The sequence below is a fragment of the Rhizobium sp. Leaf453 genome (genome assembly GCF_001425605.1).
Taxonomy (GTDB): Bacteria; Pseudomonadota; Alphaproteobacteria; order Rhizobiales; family Rhizobiaceae; genus Pararhizobium.
Genome location: NZ_LMRG01000001.1, coordinates 433446 through 450625, shown reverse-complemented (window position 1 = coordinate 450625; position 17180 = coordinate 433446). Strand labels below are relative to the sequence as shown.

The window sequence follows — 17180 nt, the reverse complement described above, 5'->3', positions numbered from 1 at the left end:
GTGATTCTACTCATTGAATGATCTGCTCCCGGATCGCCTTCGCGACCATCTGGGTTCGGTTGACCACGTCGAGCTTCTTGAGGATCGTGGCCGTGTGCGAATTCACCGTGTGTTCCGAGACGGAGACGATCAGCGCGATTTCGCTGGCAGTCTTGCCATGCGAAATCCAGCGCAGGATTTCCGTCTCCCGGGGGGTTAGGCCAAGTCCTGCCTTGTTGGACAGAACGAGCCTATAGAAGAAGTCGAAGGCGCAGACAGCGTCGTAACAGAGCTCGAAATGCTGCTGCTGCTCGATGTCTTCGCCATCGCCCAGAAAAAGGATGGCATAACGGGCACCGTTGATACCGCTGACCGGTACGCACATCAGCATTTCGAAGCCGAGTTGGTCGAGCAGGTTGCCGCCTCCGCCCAGGTGAGGGTCACCGGCTTTCCAGACGGATGGGATGGTCGAGGCATGCAAACTCTTGAAGACGACGGAATCACCGAAGCGATGCCGCTTGTCGTATTCCTCGGCAAGGCCTGATGGCAGATCATGCAATGCCAGCCGGTTGGACAGCATGCAGGCATCGCCCTCATTCCCCAGTTGCAGGATTCCGAAATGATCGAAACCGAACCGCAGGGACATTGTATGGAAAATACGGAAGAAATCGACGCGATTGAGCGCTTTCTCCAGGTCGCCGTCAAAATGATATCGCCGGTGGTTTTTCAGAAGCGTTGCCACGACGCGGCCGTCCTCCACAGTGTCCCGCGAGCACCAGTTTAGCGTGCGATTCATCACAAGCAACTGGCATTTCAAACGAAAATAGGGGCCGGCAAAGGTTTTGGAAGGGGGCGAGATCGAGGGAGGGGCAGCGAGTGGGAGGACTGCATATGGTCGCTTTCGTCTAATCCCCGCCTGGCAGACAAAAGCTTGGCAGTCCTCCCCGCCCCGCAAGTGTGTTATGCCACTTGAAGCGCTTTGGAACCATCCGTGCAATTTGCGATTGACATTGTTCAATGTGCCGATTTGATTCGATTTCGGCTGGCCATCCGTTCAAAAAAGTCGTGTATAGCGTCGTCGTTGTCGTATCCGGATGATTTTTCCAATTGGACAAATTTTTCTGGATGCTTATTGCAATGCCGGGGCAAATGTCGTTCCATCCGGCCTTGACCGGAAACAACGGCTTCTGCGTCAGAAAAATTATGAGAACAAGAACAAAACTGGGAAGCAAAGCTCATGAAAAAGCTCACTACTCTCCTCGCGGCAACCGCAATCGCCACGCTGATGGCCGGTTCCGCATGGTCGAAGACGTTCGTCTACTGCTCCGAAGCGTCGCCCGAAGGTTTCGATCCGGGTCTCTACACCGGCGGTCAGACGTTCGATGCTGCAGCGCATACGGTTTATAACCGTCTGGTCGAATTCAAGCCGGGCACGACGGAAATCGAGCCGGGTCTTGCCGAGAGCTGGGAAATCTCCGCCGATGGCAAGGAATATACGTTCAAGCTGCGGAAGGGCGTCAAGTTTCAGACGACCGACTTCTTCACGCCGAGCCGCGAGCTGAACGCCGATGACGTCATTTTCTCGTTCGAGCGCCAGTACAAGGCCGACAATGCGTGGAACAAGTACGTGCCGGGCGCGTCCTGGGAATATTTCTCCGGCATGGGTCTTCCTGATGTCATCGAAAAGATCGAAAAGGTCGACGACCTGACGGTCAAGATCACGCTGAAGCGTCCGGAAGCACCGCTGCTCGCCAACCTCGGCATGCCGTTCATCTCGATCGTCTCCAAGGAATATGCCGACAAGCTCCAGGCCGACGGCAAGATGGAACTGATGAACCAGCAGCCGCTGGGCACCGGTCCGTACACCTTCGTCGCCTATCAGCCGGATGCAGCGATCCGCTACAAGGCCAACCCGGACTATTGGGGCGGAAAGCAGAAGATCGACGATCTGGTATTTGCGATCACCACCGACGCCGCAATCCGCGCACAGAAGCTGAAGGCCGGCGAATGCCACCTGATGTCTTACCCGAATGCGGCTGACGTCGAGGAGCTGAAGAAGGATCCGAACCTGCAGGTTTCCGAGCAGGCCGGCCTGAACGTCTCTTACCTCGCGTACAACACGCTGGTCGCGCCGTTCGACAAGGTCGAGGTCCGCAAGGCTCTCAACATGGCGATCAATCGTCAGGCCATCGTTGACGCGGTCTTCCAGGGTGCCGCAACCGTTGCCAAGAACCCGATCCCGCCGACAATGTGGTCGTATAACAATGCCGTCGAAGACGACAAGTACGATCCGGATGCGGCCAAGAAGATGCTCGAAGACGCCGGCGTCAAGGATCTCAAGATGAAGATCTGGGCCATGCCGGTCGCGCGTCCGTACATGCTGAACGCACGTCGTGCAGCAGAACTGATGCAGGCCGACCTTGCCAAGATCGGCGTTACCGTCGAGATCGTTTCCTATGAGTGGGCCGAGTACTTGAAGCTCTCGTCCGCCAAGGATCGTGACGGTGCCGCCATCCTCGGCTGGACCGGCGACAACGGCGACCCGGACAACTTCCTCGACACCCTGCTCGGCTGCGATGCTGTCGGCGGCAACAACCGTGCGCAGTGGTGCAACAAGGAGTTCGACGACCTCGTGACCAAGGCGAAGGAAACCTCCGACGTTGCCGAACGTACCAAGCTCTATGAGCAGGCGCAGATCGTCTTCAAGAAGGAAGCGCCCTGGAACACCATCGACCATTCCGTCGCTGTTGTTCCGATGAGCAAGAAGGTGTCCGGCTTCGTCCAGTCGCCGCTTGGTGACTTCGCGTTCGAAGGCGTCGATATCGCCGAGTAAGATCGGCTTCCGAAAACGTACGCCTTAAAGAGCGTGCTTTGGCCGGCGGTCCGAATTTTCGGGCCGCCGGCTTTTCAAAAAGAACAAGAATAAAAAGAAGGGATTTGGCTCCCATGTTTCGTTTCATCGTCGGGCGGCTCGCCGTCCTGATACCCACGTTTATCGGGGTGTCTCTCATCGCATTCTCTTTCATCCGCCTTCTGCCAGGCGATCCGGTCATGCTGATGTCGGGCGAACGCGTCATGTCGCCGGAGCGCCACGCGCAGCTCATGGCCGAACTCGGCCTCGACCGGCCGATGTACCTGCAATATTTCGATTATCTGCTCGGCCTGCTGCAGGGCGATTTCGGTTCGTCGATCGTCACCAAGCGCGAGGTCCTGACCGACTTCCTGCAACTCTTCCCGGCGACGCTGGAGCTTTCGCTCTGCGCCATCGTTCTGGCCGTGGCTCTCGGCGTGCCCGCCGGCGTTCTCGCAGCGGTCAAGCGCGGCACCTGGCTTGATCAAACGTTGATGGGAACCGCACTGGTCGGTTATTCCATGCCGATTTTCTGGTGGGGCCTGCTGCTCGTCATCTTCTTCTCCGGCTATCTCGGCTGGACGCCTGTCTCGGGCCGCATTTCGCTGATGTATTTCTTCCCGCAGGTCACCGGCTTCATGCTGATCGACAGCCTGATTTCGGGACAGGCCGGTGCCTTCAAGTCGGCGGTAACCTACCTTATCCTGCCGACCATCGTGCTTGCCACGATTCCGCTCGCGGTCATTGCGCGCCAGACGCGTTCGGCGATGCTCGAAGTGCTGGGCGAGGATTATGTCCGCACGGCACGCTCCAAGGGTCTGAAGCCCTTCCGCGTCATCGGGGTGCACGCCCTGCGCAACGCCCTGATCCCGGTGGTCACCACTATCGGCCTGCAGGTCGGTGTGCTCTTGGCGGGTGCCATCCTGACGGAAACGATCTTTTCCTGGCCGGGTATCGGCAAATGGATGGTCGATAGCGTCTTCAAGCGCGACTACCAGGTCGTGCAGGGCGGTCTGATGTTGATCGCCGGCGTGATCATGATCGTCAACCTCATCGTTGATGTGCTCTACGGGCTCATCAATCCGCGTATCCGGCACTAGGAGGCTCAAATGGCTGCTGTCCAGGAAGTCGATGTGCAAACATCCACACCACCAACCGGGCTCAAGGAGTTCTGGTTCTATTTCACCCGCAACAAGGGCGCCGTGATCGGACTTGTTGTCTTTGCAACGATCCTGTTCCTCGCGGTTTTCGCCGGGATCGTCTCGCCTCACAGCCCGAGCGCGCAGAACCGTGAGGTCCTGCTCCTGCCGCCGGCCTTTGCCGAAGGCGGCCAGTGGACCTATCTGCTCGGCACTGACGCTGTCGGTCGCGATATCCTCTCGCGCCTGATCTATGGCGCGCGTTTCTCGCTCTTCATCGGCGTCATCGTCGTCAGCCTTTCGGTCATTTCCGGCGTTCTCGTCGGTCTGGTCGCCGGTTACTTCCGGGGTCGCACCGATACGATTATCATGCGCGTCATGGATATCATCCTGGCGTTCCCGTCGCTGCTGCTCGCCCTGGTTCTGGTGGCGGTTCTCGGTCCGGGCCTGCTGAACGCAATGATCGCGATCTCGCTGGTCAACCTGCCGCATTTCGTGCGCCTGACCCGTGCCGCAGTCATGTCCGAGCGCGCCAAGGATTACGTGATTGCCTCGCGTGTTGCTGGCGCGGGTACGATGCGTCTGATGTTCCTGACGATCCTCCCCAACTGCCTCGCGCCGCTGATCGTTCAGGCGACACTCGCCTTCTCGGCTGCGATCCTCGATGCAGCCGCGCTCGGCTTCCTCGGCATGGGCGCCCAACCGCCGACGCCGGAATGGGGCACGATGCTGGCCGAAGCCCGCGAATTCATCCAGCGCGCCTGGTGGGTCGTGACCTTCCCGGGGCTTGCCATTCTCATCACCGTTCTTGCCATCAACCTGATGGGCGACGGCCTGCGCGATGCGCTTGATCCCAAGCTGAAGAGGTCATGATGTCCCTTTTCGAAGTTGAAAATCTCGTTGTCGAATTCCAGACGGCCGCCGGCCCTTTCCGCGCCGTCAATGGTGTCTCGATGAAGGTGAATGCCGGTGAAGTTCTCGCCATTGTCGGCGAGTCCGGTTCCGGCAAGTCGGTCTCCATGCTGGCGGCCATGGGGCTTCTGCCCTGGACGGCCAAGGTGAGCGCCGACAAGCTGCAGTTCAACGGTATTGATCTGCTCGGATTGTCGGCGTCCGAACGCCGCAAGATCGTTGGCAAGGATATTGCCATGATCTTCCAGGAGCCGATCGCCAGCCTCAATCCGTGCTTCACCGTTGGCTTCCAGATCGAGGAGGTCCTGAGCATCCATCTGGGCCTGGGCAAGGCGGCGCGACGTGCGCGCGCTATCGAACTGTTCGAACTGGTTGGCATCCCCAACCCCGCCGAGCGGTTGGGCCACTTCCCGCACCAGATGTCAGGCGGACAGTGCCAGCGTGTGATGATCGCCATCGCACTTGCCTGCAACCCGAAACTCCTGATCGCCGACGAACCCACGACGGCGCTCGACGTGACGATCCAGAAGCAGATTCTCGATCTGTTGATGCGGCTTCAGGCCGAAAACGGCATGGGTCTCATTATCATCACCCACAATATGGGTGTAGTGGCCGAGACCGCCGATCGCGTCATCGTCCAGTACAAGGGCCGCAAGATCGAGGAGGCGGACGTGCTGTCGCTGTTCGAATCCCCGAAGAGCGAGTACACGCGCGCGCTCCTGTCGGCGCTTCCCGACAATGCCACCGGCGACCGTCTGCCGACGATCGCGGAATTCCTCAGTGACGACCAGATCTTTGCAGGAGCTGTTCGATGACCCCAGTTCTCGAAGCCAGAAACCTTGTCCGCGATTATCACATCCCGGGCAGCCTCTTGAAAAAAGGCAAGACCGTTCACGCCGTCAAGGGCGTGAGCTTCTCGGTTGAGCAGGGCAAGACGCTGGCGATCGTCGGCGAAAGCGGCTGCGGAAAATCGACGCTCGCCCGCATCGTCACCATGATCGATCCAGCAACCTCGGGCGACATGCTGATTGACGGCCAGAAGGTCGATATCGCGCATCAGAAGCTGACGCCGGATATGCGCCGCAAGGTTCAGATCGTCTTCCAGAACCCTTACGGCACGCTCAATCCGCGCAAAAAGATCGGCGAAATCCTCACCGAGCCGCTGATCATCAACACGAGCATGAAGGCGGACGATCGGCGCGACAAGGCGCTCGCCATGCTGAAGAAGGTCGGCCTGGAAGAAAAGCATTACGGTCGCTATCCGCACATGTTTTCCGGCGGTCAGCGCCAGCGTGTCGCAATCGCCCGTGCGCTGATGCTCAATCCGCGTCTTCTTGTGCTCGACGAGCCGGTCTCGGCACTCGATTTGTCGGTGCAGGCACAGGTTCTCAACCTGCTGGCTGACCTGCAGGACGAGTTCCAACTTACCTATGTCTTCATCAGCCACGACCTATCGGTGGTGCGCTACATCGCCGACGACGTCATGGTGATGTATTACGGCGAGGCGGTGGAATACGGCAGCCGCGAGGAAGTCTTTGCCGATCCCAAGCACAGCTATACCAAGACGCTGTTCGCGGCGACGCCGCGGGCCGATGTCGATAGTATCAAGGCACGCCTTGCCCGGAAAAATGCCGCCTGATGGGCGGCATGATTTCGCAATCATGGTTCCACTAACCGGCGATCTGCGATAAAGCGCCAGCGTCACAACAATTTCAGACTGCGGTCCGCCGCATTTCATGAGGAATGGAAAGATGGATATCAAACGCTTCGAAACTGGTCCGCGCATGAGCCAGGCCGTCGTTCACAACGGCACCGTCTATCTCGCAGGCCAGGTCGGCGAGGCCGGCTCGGACGTTACCGAGCAGACCAAGCAGGCACTCGCATCCGTCGATCGCCTGCTGGCACAGGCCGGCACGGACAAGACCCGCATCCTGTCGGCCACCGTATGGCTCGCCGACATGGTCGATTTCCCGAAGATGAACGCTGTTTGGGATGCATGGGCACCGCAGGGCAACACCCCGGCTCGCGCCACCGGTGAGGCCAAGCTGGCAACACCGGAATATCTCGTCGAAGTCATCGTCATCGCTGCTCTCTGATCAGAGCATCGCATAGATGCAGAGCCGGTGCTCAGGCGGGTGCCGGCTTTTTCATTGTACAGTCAGTGTCAGTTTCCGATCCGCGCGATACCCGATTCGCCATTGTCACGGATCCATTTGACCTTGTTCGGTCCCGCGTCCGTCAGGTCGAAGCACATTTTAGAGCCGTCATACCAGACCTTGAACTGCTGGCAGAGCTTGTCGGACTGGATCCACCAGCGACCGCTGTCTGTCGGCTGGATGAACTTGCCAAGCCCCAGCGCCTTGCCACTTCCATCCACCACGCCCGAGGTTCGATAGTTGAGCGGGAATTCACCGCCCATCGGGGCTGCCAGATAGATTGTTCTTCCGATGATCTGGCTGCGGATATCCGCTTCCTTCATCTGGGTTGCCTCCGCCGCGGCGGCAAGGCCAGACGCTGCAATCCCGAAGCAGGCAACAAAAAGCGCCTTCATGACCATCTCCATCGCTTGATGCAGTTCGATACGCCGGGAAGGAGAATTGGATCACATCCGTTTCTTGCAAAAGTTTCTTCATCACCGACGTAGTCACGCGGAACAATCGCATGTCCACTTCGTTATGAGGATAATCCTTCGGGATGTTCTCCAACTATAAAAGGGACGTGCCATGTTGTACTGGTTGCCGAGGATTTTTCTGTTCCTGCTCATGGGCGCCATCCTGGGGCTGGGCGTTGTGTCCGCCACCTCGGATGATATCGCCAACACGCTGATCGTGGTTATTCTCGGTCTCGGTCTGTTTTCACTTACGCTTCATGTTTTTCCTCCGGAAAGATACTGACGACGCGGGCCCATATAGGGTGATAAAACGGTTTTCTTTTTTTATGAACGCTGTACGTTTGCAACGTAGACGTTCATGGGGAATTGCTCGGTGATCGGTTCGCGCATTTTGGCGAGAACAGGCTGTCCCGGCGGGAGAGGGACTTGACCGTCATGCACGGGGGCAGGTTGTGGTGATCGGGCGTTCGGTATTTTCCCGGACAGTGCCGCTGATCCTGTTCGCAGGCGCAGTCCTCCTTTTAGGCCTTGTGCTGGTTTCGCTCCGCTTCGCCTATGAGGCGGGGGAGAATTCTCAACAAGCTCTGGAGGCATCGCGCCTGAATGCGCGCGCCCTGCTTTTGTATAACCTTGTCCAGGATGCGGAGACGAGCCAGCGGGGTTATCTGCTGGCCGGAGAGGAAAAATACCTGGCGCCATTCAAACGTGCCGAGGTTCTGATCCGCCTTCAGTTTCTCAGCATCACCGGTGATATGGTCAAGGTCGGCATCAGCGGCATAACCGTTAATCGGCTGAAATCGCTGATTGATGCCAAGATCAGCGAATTGAAGAGCACCATCGCGCTTCAGGCTGCGGGGCGGCACGATGAAGCATTGGCCGTCGTGCAGACCGATGCCGGCAAGATGGCGATGGAAGAAATCCGCCAGATCATGACCCGGATTGACGCCATCACCGGCAATATCGGATTCCAGAGACGCCAAGCGCTGAACAGCGCCACCGCATGGCTGATGATTACTATTGGCGGCGGTGCGGTCCTGCTTGTCGCGCTCGTCGGCGGAGCCATTCTTCTGGTCTTCAACCATACCCGTCAGCTTGAGGAGGCGCGCAGGGCGCTGGCCGAGCAGAACGAAACCTTGGAGACGAGAATCCGTCAGCGCACGCAGCATCTGGAGCGTGCCAATCGTGAGTTGCAGAGTTACGCCTATATCGTTGGCCATGATCTGAGAGCGCCACTCGTCAATATCATGGGCTTCACCTCCGAACTGGAACGGGCGTCGGCGATCTTTTCCGATTATGTGAAAAAGCCGGATGGCGAGCGCGATGAACTTATCGAAAAGCAAGCGTGCGAAGCGGTCAATGTCGATATTCCCGAAGCGTTGGGGTTCATTCGATCCTCGATGAGGCGCATGGACGATCTGATCAATGAAATCCTGCGGCTGGCACGCGCGGGTAGTCGGCAATTGACACCGGAACGGGTAAGCCTTGCGGAACTTCTGTCCGAGGCCGTCGCCAACCTGCAGCACCGGCTTGATGAAACCGGTGCCAGCGTGGAAATCGCTGCGGATTTGCCGAACATTTCGTCCGACCGGCTTGCCCTGCAACAGATTTTTGGCAACCTTCTGGATAATGCGGTAAAATACGCACACCCGTCCCGGGCCCCCGTGATCCGCGTAACAGGCGTGGTGGCCGGAGATCAGGTGGTGATCGAGGTCGGGGACAATGGCAGAGGTATCGCTGAACGGGATCTGGAGCGGATCTTTGAACTCTTCCGGCGTTCAGGACCTCAGGACAAAGCAGGGGAAGGCATAGGTCTGGCGCATGTCCGTGCGCTTGCGCGGCGTCTGGGGGGAGACGTTCAGGTCAAATCCGCGCTGGGAGAGGGAACGACGTTTTTCGTCAGCCTCGCGGCAGATTTGCGGTTTGTGAAAGACAGGGGGGAGCAATGAGCAATGGTCTACAGCCCGTCGTCATCATCATGGTCGAGGATGATGAAGGCCATGCCCGTCTGATCGAAAAAAACATCCGCCGCGCGGGTGTCACCAACGAGATCGTCCCCTTCGTGACCGGAACGGCTGCGCTGTCATATCTGCTGGGCGCGGACGGTTCCGGCGCGGACCACGAGGGCAAGCAACTGCTGATTCTGCTCGACCTCAATCTGCCTGACATGACCGGCATGGATATTCTGGCGCAGGTGCGCGAGAGCGAGCATTTGAAGCGGCTGATGGTGATTGTCCTGACAACCACCGATGATCCCGTCGAGGTCCATCGCTGTTATGATCTCGGCGCCAATGTCTATGTCGCCAAGCCCATGCAATACGAGAAATTCGTTAATGCGATCCAGCAGCTTGGTCTTTTCCTCTCCGTGGTGACCGTGCCGGAGGCGTCCTGATGGATCGCTTTACCGGTGGCGATCGCGGCGAGATGCGCATTCTCTACATCGATGATGATGAAGCGCTTGGCGTTCTTCTGCGCAAGAACCTGACGCGACAGGGCTTTCAGGTCATTACCGCACTCGACCGCCAGGCCGGCATGGCTGTGCTGGAAGATGGCGGTGTGGATGCGGTTGCCCTCGATCATTATCTGCTCGGTGAAACCGGCCTCGATATCCTGCCGGCCATCGTTGCCATGCCCGACCATCCGCCCGTCGTTTACGTCACCGGTGCCGGCGAGGCGAGTATTGCCGTCGAGGCTTTGAAGCGCGGCGCTGAAGATTATGTGACGAAGAGCGTTTCGGCAGAGTTTTTCGATGTTCTGGGAACGGCACTCCGGCAGGCGCTGGAACGGGCGCGGTATCGCAAGGAGACGTCCGCGGCACAGGAAGCGGTGCGCCAGGAGCGTGACAAGGCTGAGCTTCTTTTGCGCGAAGTCAATCACCGTGTCGCCAACAGCCTCAGTCTGGCGGCATCGCTGGTGCGGATGCAGGCCTCGCTGGTAACCGATCCTGAGGCTCAGGCCGCACTGCAGGAGACACAGGTCCGCATCCACGCGATCGGCAATGTGCATCGGCATCTCTATGCCAAGAACCAGGTCGGCATTGTCGATATCGACGATTATCTGAAGAGCCTGCTGGAGGAGCTTCAATCGTCGATGCGTGACGATGCGCGCCCGCATACGATTGTCGTTTCGGTTGATGCTGTGCAACTGCCGACCGACAAGGTCGTGCCGCTAGGGCTGATCGTGAGCGAACTGGTCACCAACGCCTTCAAATATGCTTATCCGACGGGGAGCGCAGGTGAGATCCGCGTTCGCGTATCGCGTCTGGAGGATGAAACCGTGGAACTGGTGGTCGAGGATGATGGCGTCGGGCACGATCCGCTGCAGCCAGCCAAGGGGACGGGGCTGGGGACCAGGATCCTGAATGCGATGGCATCGACAATGGGCGGAAATCTGGCCTACGACAACGTTGCCGTCGGCACTCGAGCGCGCATGACATTCCAATACAGGTGATCCGTCGATACTGGAGAGCCGGACGGCTCTCCAGTCGTGAATGTCAGAGGCGCTGTTCTAAGCGACGGGGTGTTGCCACTTCCTGACCGTGATGAATCGATGAAACCTCCAATCGGGGCAGCATTCCATCATCGCGGATCGATAAAGCGCAATCTTCCGCGCAAAGATTCCTGCGGACGTTGTACGCCCAAAACGTAAGGCAAGGCTTATTGTTCCGGAGCAACGCCCCCGGAACTTTTTCGCAACCGTCGCGTTAACGGGCGACATGCCCTTGGCCAGCGCCCAAACGCGATCCGTCCGCGGCATTTTCCAGACATGAAGCATCGCTGCTCGACCTGTTGAACCGGGCCGGGCCAATGGAGATACTGAAAATGGGCGCCTTCCCGGCGAGTGGACTGATCAAGCAGCGGAAACAGGCGGAAATCGAGGCACGGGTTGCCGAAGCGGCGCCGCCGCAGTCCGCGCCGAAGACTGGGCTGGATCTCGTCGTCGCCTGGAGCATCGTCGGAACCTTCATCATCTTCGCATCGGCAGTGATCTACATGATGGAAGCGATCCTCATGCCTGTCACGCTTGCTATAGTCATCGGCATGGTGCTGGGGCTCGCCGCGGACCGTCTCGCCCGGTTCGGGTTGCCCCCTGTCCTTGGCGGTCTGCTTCTGGCGCTCGTCTTCGTCGTCGGGCTTTTCTTCCTTATCAATGCCATCATCGAGCCACTGTCCTCGCTGGCAGGACAGGCTCCGGCGATGCTGGAGGGGGCGATCGAGCGGATATTACCCTATCTGCAACGGTTCGAATGGGTGAAGCTCGCCATTGCCGGCACGGATGAAAAGGCGATGACGGATGTCGCCATCGCAAACGCCGGTACGATGCTCGGACTGGTCGCGTCGGGTATCACCCCGGCTTTCATCCAGATCATGATTTTCCTGGCGGCCTTGGGTCTGTTTCTGGTCGGGCGCGCGCATCTGCGCAAGACGATCATTCTCGCATTCGCGACGCGCGAACGCCGGCTCGCCGCGATCCGCATCATGAATGCCACCGAAAATGCCGTCGGTTTCTATTTCTCCACGGCGAGCCTGATCTACCTCGTTCTCGGGACGATCACTGCCGTAATTGCTTTCGTCGGAGGGCTGACGATGGCGCCGCTCTGGGGACTGTTCGCCTTTGTATCGAGCTTCATCCCCTATCTCGGCGTTACGCTGATGACGATCGCGCTCATGTGTGCGGGTCTGCTTACCCATGACGCATTGCTGCTGGCGCTCGCACCTGCCGCCGGCTTCTTCGTTCTGCATCTGGTCATGGAAAATATCGTCACTCCCTCGATTCTGGGTCACCGGCTGGAGGTCAACCCGTTCCTGATCTTCATCGCCATCATCTTCTGGACCTGGATGTGGGGTGCGGTCGGGGCAATGCTGGCCTTGCCGCTGTCGCTTATCGCGATGACCATATTCAACGAAGTCCGCACGCAGCCGCCGGAACGGCAATTGCCGGGCTGACAAGGGCCATCCGACAGGAACGCGATGGCCCGGATGCCGATCGTTATTTCATTCCGCCAATTGAGAGCCGCTGTATGCCATCAATGCTCGATGCTGGAGAGACCGCGCAGGACGACCTGCGTGGAGGACGTACTCCTTGGGGAGGGGGCGCCCTGCCTCCCCGCAAGAACCACCTGACCGAGAGTTTCAAGACCGAAGTGCTGGTCGTCGGTGGCGGGATTACCGGATCGCTCGCTGCCCAGCATCTGGTAGCGCGCGGCGTGGATGTGACCGTCATCGACAACGAGCAGCCGGGGCTTGGTAGCACGGCCGCCAGTACCGCGATGCTTCAATGGGAAATCGACCGGACGCTCGGCGAACTGACGGAGTTTTATGGCTTCGACCAGGCCGTCACCATCTATCGGCACAGTATCGCGGCTGTGCGTGGTCTCCACGATTTGGTCGGTACGCTCGGCCTGTCCTGTGCCTTTCGTCCGCGTTCGACCCTCTACCTCGCCGCCGGAGATGTCGGGCCTGCGGCCCTGCGTGACGAACACCTGTTGCGGGAGCGGGCAGGATTGCCGGGCATGCTGCTCGATCACGCCGAGCTTTTGTCGCGCACGGGTATCGACCGCGCTGCAGCGATCGCGTCGCCCGGTTCCGCCGACGCTGATCCGCTGCTTTTGTCTTGGGGGCTTATGCAAGATGCATCCATGCGCGGTGCGCGGTTAGTAGATGCCATGGTCACCGCCTATCACGACGCGCCCGGTTCGGTGACGGTCGAAACCGATAGCCCTTTCGTCATCGAAGCGCGACACGTCATTCTTGCCACCGGTTATGTCATGCCCGACTTCGTCCGCGCCGAAATCCACAAAACCTCATCCACCTGGGCGATCGCGACCGTGCCGCAGGCACAGCAAAAACTCTGGCCCGGTGGAGAACTGATCTGGGAGGCTTCGGACAATTATCACTATGCCCGCACGACGCAGGATGGCCGGATCATCATTGGTGGCGGAGACGACGACACCGTCGATCCTGACGAGCGCGATGCAAAGACGACCGTGAGGACCGCGCAACTTGTCGATACGCTTGCCGGCCTCTGGCCGGCAGCCGATCGTCAAGTGGACTTCGCCTGGTCTGGCGCTTTCGGGCAGACGGAGGACGGCCTGCCGCTGATCGGCCCAGTCGTCGGCATGCCCCGCATCTTCGCCGCCTATGGCTATGGCGGCAACGGTATCACCTTCAGCTATATGGCCTCGCGAATCCTCGCAGAGCTTTGCGCCGGCAACAGGCAGGCGTGGTTTGACGCCTTTGCGATCGAACGCCCGTCACCGAGGCAATAGAGGAAGGTTCAGGTCCTCCCGGACCGTGCGTTTTCGTCGAAGAAAAGCGCCTGGCTGATCAACGCCTTGACCATTTCGGGATTGAACGGCTTTGTCACGAGGAAGGCGGGCTCGGGCTTGGTGCCGGTCAGCAGACGCTCCGGAAAGGCGGTGATGAAGATCACCGGGATCGTCGCGCTCTTGAGGATTTCGTTGACCGCATCGATACCGGAACTGCCGTCCGCAAGCTGGATGTCTGCAAGAATCATCTTCGGTGCGGTCTTCTCGAACAGCGTGATGGCTTCGCCATGGGTTCTGGCCACGCCGGCAACGGTATGTCCGAGGCTGGTGACCATGTCCTCGATGTCCATGGCAATGAGCGGCTCGTCTTCGATGATCAGGATTTCGGTGGCCACCTGCAGCGAAATATCCTCGGACGCCTTATGCAGCAGGTTCGCGGCTTCGGCTTCACTAATCTCAAGGATTTCGGCGGTCTCCGCAGGCGAAAAGCCCTCGACCGAAACGAGCAGGAACGCTTTGCGCTCCTCCGGAGGGATCATCGAAAGATTGGCGGCCGCGCGCTTTTCCCAGCTGAAGGGTGATGCGGTTTCCGGCAGGTCGATGCTGATCTTGTCCATCTGCGAGCAGAACAACCGGAACAGATTAACCCTGTCATTGCTACCTTGCGGGAAAAGCGAGATATCGGCGATCAAAGCTTCCAGCACCGCTGCGACATAGGCATCGCCCGAAGTCTGCGATCCCGTTACCGCGCGCGAGAAGCGGCGAAGGTAGGGCAGGTGGGCTGCGATCCGCATGGAAAGTGACATTTATGACTTCCTTCAGTATGATGACGCCTCAATTTGCCGATGCGGGACGCTAATCCGAGTCGAACCATGTCGTTGGTTTGAACATGTTTTATGCTTTATGGGAAGTTTTGAAGCGGGCTGAATATGGATCGCGCCGTGGCAGAACCCGTAAAAATTCGGAACATCGCAAGAATTATAGTGTATCAAAACAGGCACAGAAAGGCATGGCGGCTTTGTGGTGCTTGCCGCCGATTCAGGAGTGAAACTGTCGATGAGTGACATCCCGGAAAATCATCGGCGTGCCGGGCCGGCAGGAAAGGCAGGCGCTTCTCTGAAAGACCCGAATGCCCAGATCGCATCCATGTTGAAAGCGCTCTACAACGCCGTCGAGCAGGAGCCCATCCCCGACATGTTTCTCGATCTGCTCGAGAAACTGGACCAGGCCGAACGCCTCGGAAAGTCCCGAACCTGAGCGCTGCCTCCACGCGACAACCCAGCCCTTAAACGTGAAAAACGGGCCGAAGCCCGTTTCTCGTCGTATCGATATATCATTCGTGCCGATCAGCAGGCGTCGACGTAGCGGCGGCCGTAGCGGTCGCGGTAATAGCACTGGCCCGGTTCACTGGCGTTGCCGATGAGGGCGCCGGCCACACCGCCGACAGCTGCACCAACGGCTGCGCCGCGGACATTACCGGTCGCTGCGCCGCCGATGATGGCGCCTGAAGCAGCACCGATGCCGGCACCCTTTTCAGTAGCGGTGCAGGCTGCGAGAGGCATAATGAGCGCGATTGCGAGGAGGATCTTTTTCATGGGTGGCTTCCTTTCATGGGTCTGAATGATGACGGAGTTCGGAACTTGCGGGTCAGATCCGACCCATCAGGACAAGGATGAGGAGGATGACGACGACCAGTCCGAGGCCACCCGAGGGACCATAGCCCCAACTGCGACTGTGACCCCAGGTCGGCAACGCGCCGATCAGCAACAGGATCAGAACAATCAGGAGAATCGTACCGAGCATTTTACTTCCTCTTCAGGTTCAAGGCCTTTTGGGCCACCAATTCCACTGCCAGAACGCCTGTCACATAATTTTGTTCCAGCGGCTCGTATGACCGTCACAGTCCAAATGGCAAGGACCGCGCGAAGGGGACGGATTCTGATTTTTTGGTAAGTTTATTCTTACGGCTTGAAGTCAGGGGGCCCAGCAACAGGAAGGCGCTGATCAGTTGATCCACCTTGTCTCCCGCTTCGGCCATGGGCAGATGGCCAACCTTGTCGAGGATGACCGTGTGAACCCGCGGCAGGCGGCCGGAGAGGTGGATCTGATGGGACGGCGGCACGATGGCGTCGTGCGCTCCGATAATGTTGAGGACGGGCACATCGATATGGGACAGCTCGGCGAACACGGATGTTCGCGACATCCACGAGACGAAGGCAGCAATTTCGTCGGCCCGGGATTTTAGTAAGTGCTCGCGCACGTTTTCCATCGTTGCCAGCGTCTCTTCGGTTTCCCATCCGACAGTCTTGTCGAATACGCTTTCGAGCGAGCCCCAACGAAAGCTCTCGCGCGTGGAAATCCATCGGGTAAAAAGCCGGATAAACAGGTGACGGCCGAGCAAAGGCAACCGGAGGATACGGGCGGCGATGCGCTCCTGGCCTTCGAAGCGGCCGCAGGCGAACGCTCCCATCAGGATGACATTGCTGACCAAATCCGGACGATGCCGCGCCAGCAGGAGTGACACAAATCCGCCGGTCGAATGGCCGATCAGGGTGACGGGTTCGCCATCGAAATCCCGTTCGATTGCTTGTGCGTAGGCATCGACGATGTCGTCCGTATTCAGAATACCGGTGAAGCCGTCCAGCATCCAAGGACTATGCCCTGGCAGGGGGTAGGCGAGCGCACGCCCCTCCTTCACGATGCTGGGCGCAAAGCTGCTCCAGAAGGAAGGTGCCATGACCATGCCGTGGATCAGCACGGTTCTCATGCCGGAATCTTCGGATAGCCAATGGGGAGATGGGGGACGCAACATGACGGACATTCCTTGAACGGCGTCAGCAGTCATGCCTGGAGAGTTGGTTGTCTGGGGCGGGCGGCCAAATCACGGCGCGGGTATCCGGGTTCACCAAGTCACGTCAGGCATTCCTTGACGCGCATTTTAAACGTCGAGTGAGTTCCAAAAGTTCCCGTCGATTTTTCGGGAACATCCGGGCGTGTGTGTCCGTTGTCTTGGCAAGTGAATCATTGTGCAGGGAGCACGAGGATGGAACACATAGCCGCAATCATGATGCTGGTCGGATGCAGCCAGGGCAACATCGAATGCAAGGAATTGCCGGCGCCAGCCGTCGGGTTCGAAACCGCCGAGGAGTGCCAGGAACTGCTGCGTCCGTCCATCAATGAGGTCCGAAAGGGTTACAAGATCGTCTACGGCAAGTGCGCCGAGATCGATCCTGCACTTTACATCGAAGACGCTACGATCACCTGGGACATCACCCCGTCGAACGAACTCGATGTCCAGATTACCTTCGATGAACCTGCATCGCCGATGATGGTCGCCGAGAAGGCCGGTCGCAAGGCCGTCATTTCGAACTGATCATTGGCGGAACCTTTTCAGGACACCCCGCGTTCAATCAACACCAACCA

Annotated in this window: 21 protein-coding genes; 14 read left to right on the top strand and 7 right to left on the bottom strand. The window is 58.8% G+C overall.

Going from position 1 to position 17180, the window contains the following annotated elements; all coding sequences use genetic code 11:
• Positions 1–10: 10 nt before the first annotated feature.
• Positions 11–721: a helix-turn-helix domain-containing protein gene (locus ASG68_RS02220; RefSeq protein WP_162243570.1), complete on the bottom strand. Its 711-nt coding sequence runs from the start codon at positions 719–721 to the stop codon at positions 11–13.
• A 272-nt stretch (positions 722–993) separates the two neighbouring features.
• Positions 994–1218 (bottom strand): hypothetical protein, encoded by a 225-nt coding sequence (locus tag ASG68_RS31995; RefSeq protein WP_210173824.1) that lies wholly within the window; start codon positions 1216–1218, stop codon positions 994–996.
• Here ASG68_RS31995 and ASG68_RS02215 point away from each other — a divergent pair.
• The 6 genes from ASG68_RS02215 to ASG68_RS02190 all read left to right on the top strand — a co-directional run bounded on the left by ASG68_RS02215 (position 1217) and on the right by ASG68_RS02190 (position 6977).
• A complete protein-coding gene (locus ASG68_RS02215; protein WP_062583532.1) occupies positions 1217–2812 on the top strand; it encodes an ABC transporter substrate-binding protein in 1596 nt (531 codons plus the stop codon). The two genes, ASG68_RS31995 and ASG68_RS02215, sit on opposite strands and share 2 nt — an antisense overlap.
• A 113-nt stretch (positions 2813–2925) precedes the next feature.
• The gene (locus ASG68_RS02210) at positions 2926–3930 is read left to right on the top strand and encodes an ABC transporter permease subunit (protein ID WP_062583533.1); all 1005 of its coding nucleotides are present in this window, start codon (positions 2926–2928) and stop codon (positions 3928–3930) included.
• A 9-nt stretch (positions 3931–3939) separates the two neighbouring features.
• Positions 3940–4842 carry an ABC transporter permease subunit gene (locus ASG68_RS02205; protein ID WP_062583534.1) on the top strand — a complete coding sequence of 301 codons (903 nt, stop codon included), beginning with the start codon at positions 3940–3942 and terminating at the stop codon, positions 4840–4842.
• Complete coding sequence (locus ASG68_RS02200) at positions 4842–5696, top strand: ABC transporter ATP-binding protein (protein WP_082478344.1); 855 nt, start codon at positions 4842–4844, stop codon at positions 5694–5696. The genes ASG68_RS02205 and ASG68_RS02200 overlap by 1 nt, the downstream gene beginning before the upstream one ends.
• Positions 5693–6520 (top strand): dipeptide ABC transporter ATP-binding protein, encoded by an 828-nt coding sequence (locus tag ASG68_RS02195; RefSeq protein WP_062583535.1) that lies wholly within the window; start codon positions 5693–5695, stop codon positions 6518–6520. The genes ASG68_RS02200 and ASG68_RS02195 overlap by 4 nt, the downstream gene beginning before the upstream one ends.
• 112 nt (positions 6521–6632) lie before the next feature.
• Positions 6633–6977 carry a RidA family protein gene (locus ASG68_RS02190; protein WP_062583536.1) on the top strand — a complete coding sequence of 115 codons (345 nt, stop codon included), beginning with the start codon at positions 6633–6635 and terminating at the stop codon, positions 6975–6977.
• 68 nt (positions 6978–7045) lie between these two features.
• On the opposite strand, the gene ASG68_RS02185 is transcribed toward ASG68_RS02190, so the two are convergent.
• Entirely contained in the window at positions 7046–7432 is a 387-nt protein-coding gene (locus tag ASG68_RS02185; protein WP_062583537.1) for a hypothetical protein, read from the bottom strand.
• Positions 7433–7604: 172 nt separating this feature from the next.
• On the opposite strand from ASG68_RS02185, the gene ASG68_RS31800 reads away from it, so the two are divergent.
• The 6 genes from ASG68_RS31800 (at position 7605) to ASG68_RS02160 (ending at position 13757) form a co-directional block, all read left to right on the top strand.
• The gene (locus ASG68_RS31800) at positions 7605–7775 is read left to right on the top strand and encodes a hypothetical protein (protein WP_164491899.1); all 171 of its coding nucleotides are present in this window, start codon (positions 7605–7607) and stop codon (positions 7773–7775) included.
• 169 nt (positions 7776–7944) lie between these two features.
• A complete protein-coding gene (locus ASG68_RS02180) occupies positions 7945–9438 on the top strand; it encodes a sensor histidine kinase (RefSeq protein WP_062583538.1) in 1494 nt (497 codons plus the stop codon).
• A complete protein-coding gene (locus ASG68_RS02175; protein WP_062583539.1) occupies positions 9435–9881 on the top strand; it encodes a response regulator in 447 nt (148 codons plus the stop codon). Before ASG68_RS02180 ends, ASG68_RS02175 begins: the two co-directional genes overlap by 4 nt.
• Positions 9881–10939, top strand: coding sequence for a sensor histidine kinase (locus tag ASG68_RS02170; RefSeq protein WP_062583540.1), 1059 nt, complete (start codon positions 9881–9883; stop codon positions 10937–10939). The genes ASG68_RS02175 and ASG68_RS02170 overlap by 1 nt, the downstream gene beginning before the upstream one ends.
• Before the next feature lie 356 nt (positions 10940–11295).
• Positions 11296–12435: an AI-2E family transporter gene (locus tag ASG68_RS02165; RefSeq protein WP_062583541.1), complete on the top strand. Its 1140-nt coding sequence runs from the start codon at positions 11296–11298 to the stop codon at positions 12433–12435.
• Positions 12436–12509: 74 nt separating this feature from the next.
• The gene (locus ASG68_RS02160) at positions 12510–13757 is read left to right on the top strand and encodes an NAD(P)/FAD-dependent oxidoreductase (protein ID WP_062602610.1); all 1248 of its coding nucleotides are present in this window, start codon (positions 12510–12512) and stop codon (positions 13755–13757) included.
• 8 nt (positions 13758–13765) lie between these two features.
• Here the strand turns inward: ASG68_RS02160 and ASG68_RS02155 are convergent, their stop codons facing one another.
• Entirely contained in the window at positions 13766–14563 is a 798-nt protein-coding gene (locus ASG68_RS02155; RefSeq protein ID WP_062583543.1) for a response regulator, read from the bottom strand.
• A gap of 250 nt (positions 14564–14813) precedes the next feature.
• On the opposite strand from ASG68_RS02155, the gene ASG68_RS02150 reads away from it, so the two are divergent.
• Complete coding sequence (locus ASG68_RS02150) at positions 14814–15014, top strand: NepR family anti-sigma factor (protein ID WP_062583544.1); 201 nt, start codon at positions 14814–14816, stop codon at positions 15012–15014.
• An 89-nt stretch (positions 15015–15103) separates the two neighbouring features.
• On the opposite strand, the gene ASG68_RS02145 is transcribed toward ASG68_RS02150, so the two are convergent.
• From ASG68_RS02145 to ASG68_RS02140, 3 genes are all read right to left on the bottom strand, one after another.
• Entirely contained in the window at positions 15104–15352 is a 249-nt protein-coding gene (locus tag ASG68_RS02145) for a glycine zipper domain-containing protein (RefSeq protein WP_062583545.1), read from the bottom strand.
• A gap of 52 nt (positions 15353–15404) precedes the next feature.
• Positions 15405–15560: a DUF3309 family protein gene (locus tag ASG68_RS30200; protein ID WP_082478251.1), complete on the bottom strand. Its 156-nt coding sequence runs from the start codon at positions 15558–15560 to the stop codon at positions 15405–15407.
• Positions 15561–15654: 94 nt separating this feature from the next.
• A complete protein-coding gene (locus tag ASG68_RS02140) occupies positions 15655–16524 on the bottom strand; it encodes an alpha/beta fold hydrolase (protein ID WP_062583546.1) in 870 nt (289 codons plus the stop codon).
• A 276-nt stretch (positions 16525–16800) separates the two neighbouring features.
• On the opposite strand from ASG68_RS02140, the gene ASG68_RS02135 reads away from it, so the two are divergent.
• The gene (locus tag ASG68_RS02135; RefSeq protein WP_062583547.1) at positions 16801–17130 is read left to right on the top strand and encodes a hypothetical protein; all 330 of its coding nucleotides are present in this window, start codon (positions 16801–16803) and stop codon (positions 17128–17130) included.
• Positions 17131–17180: the final 50 nt, after the last annotated feature.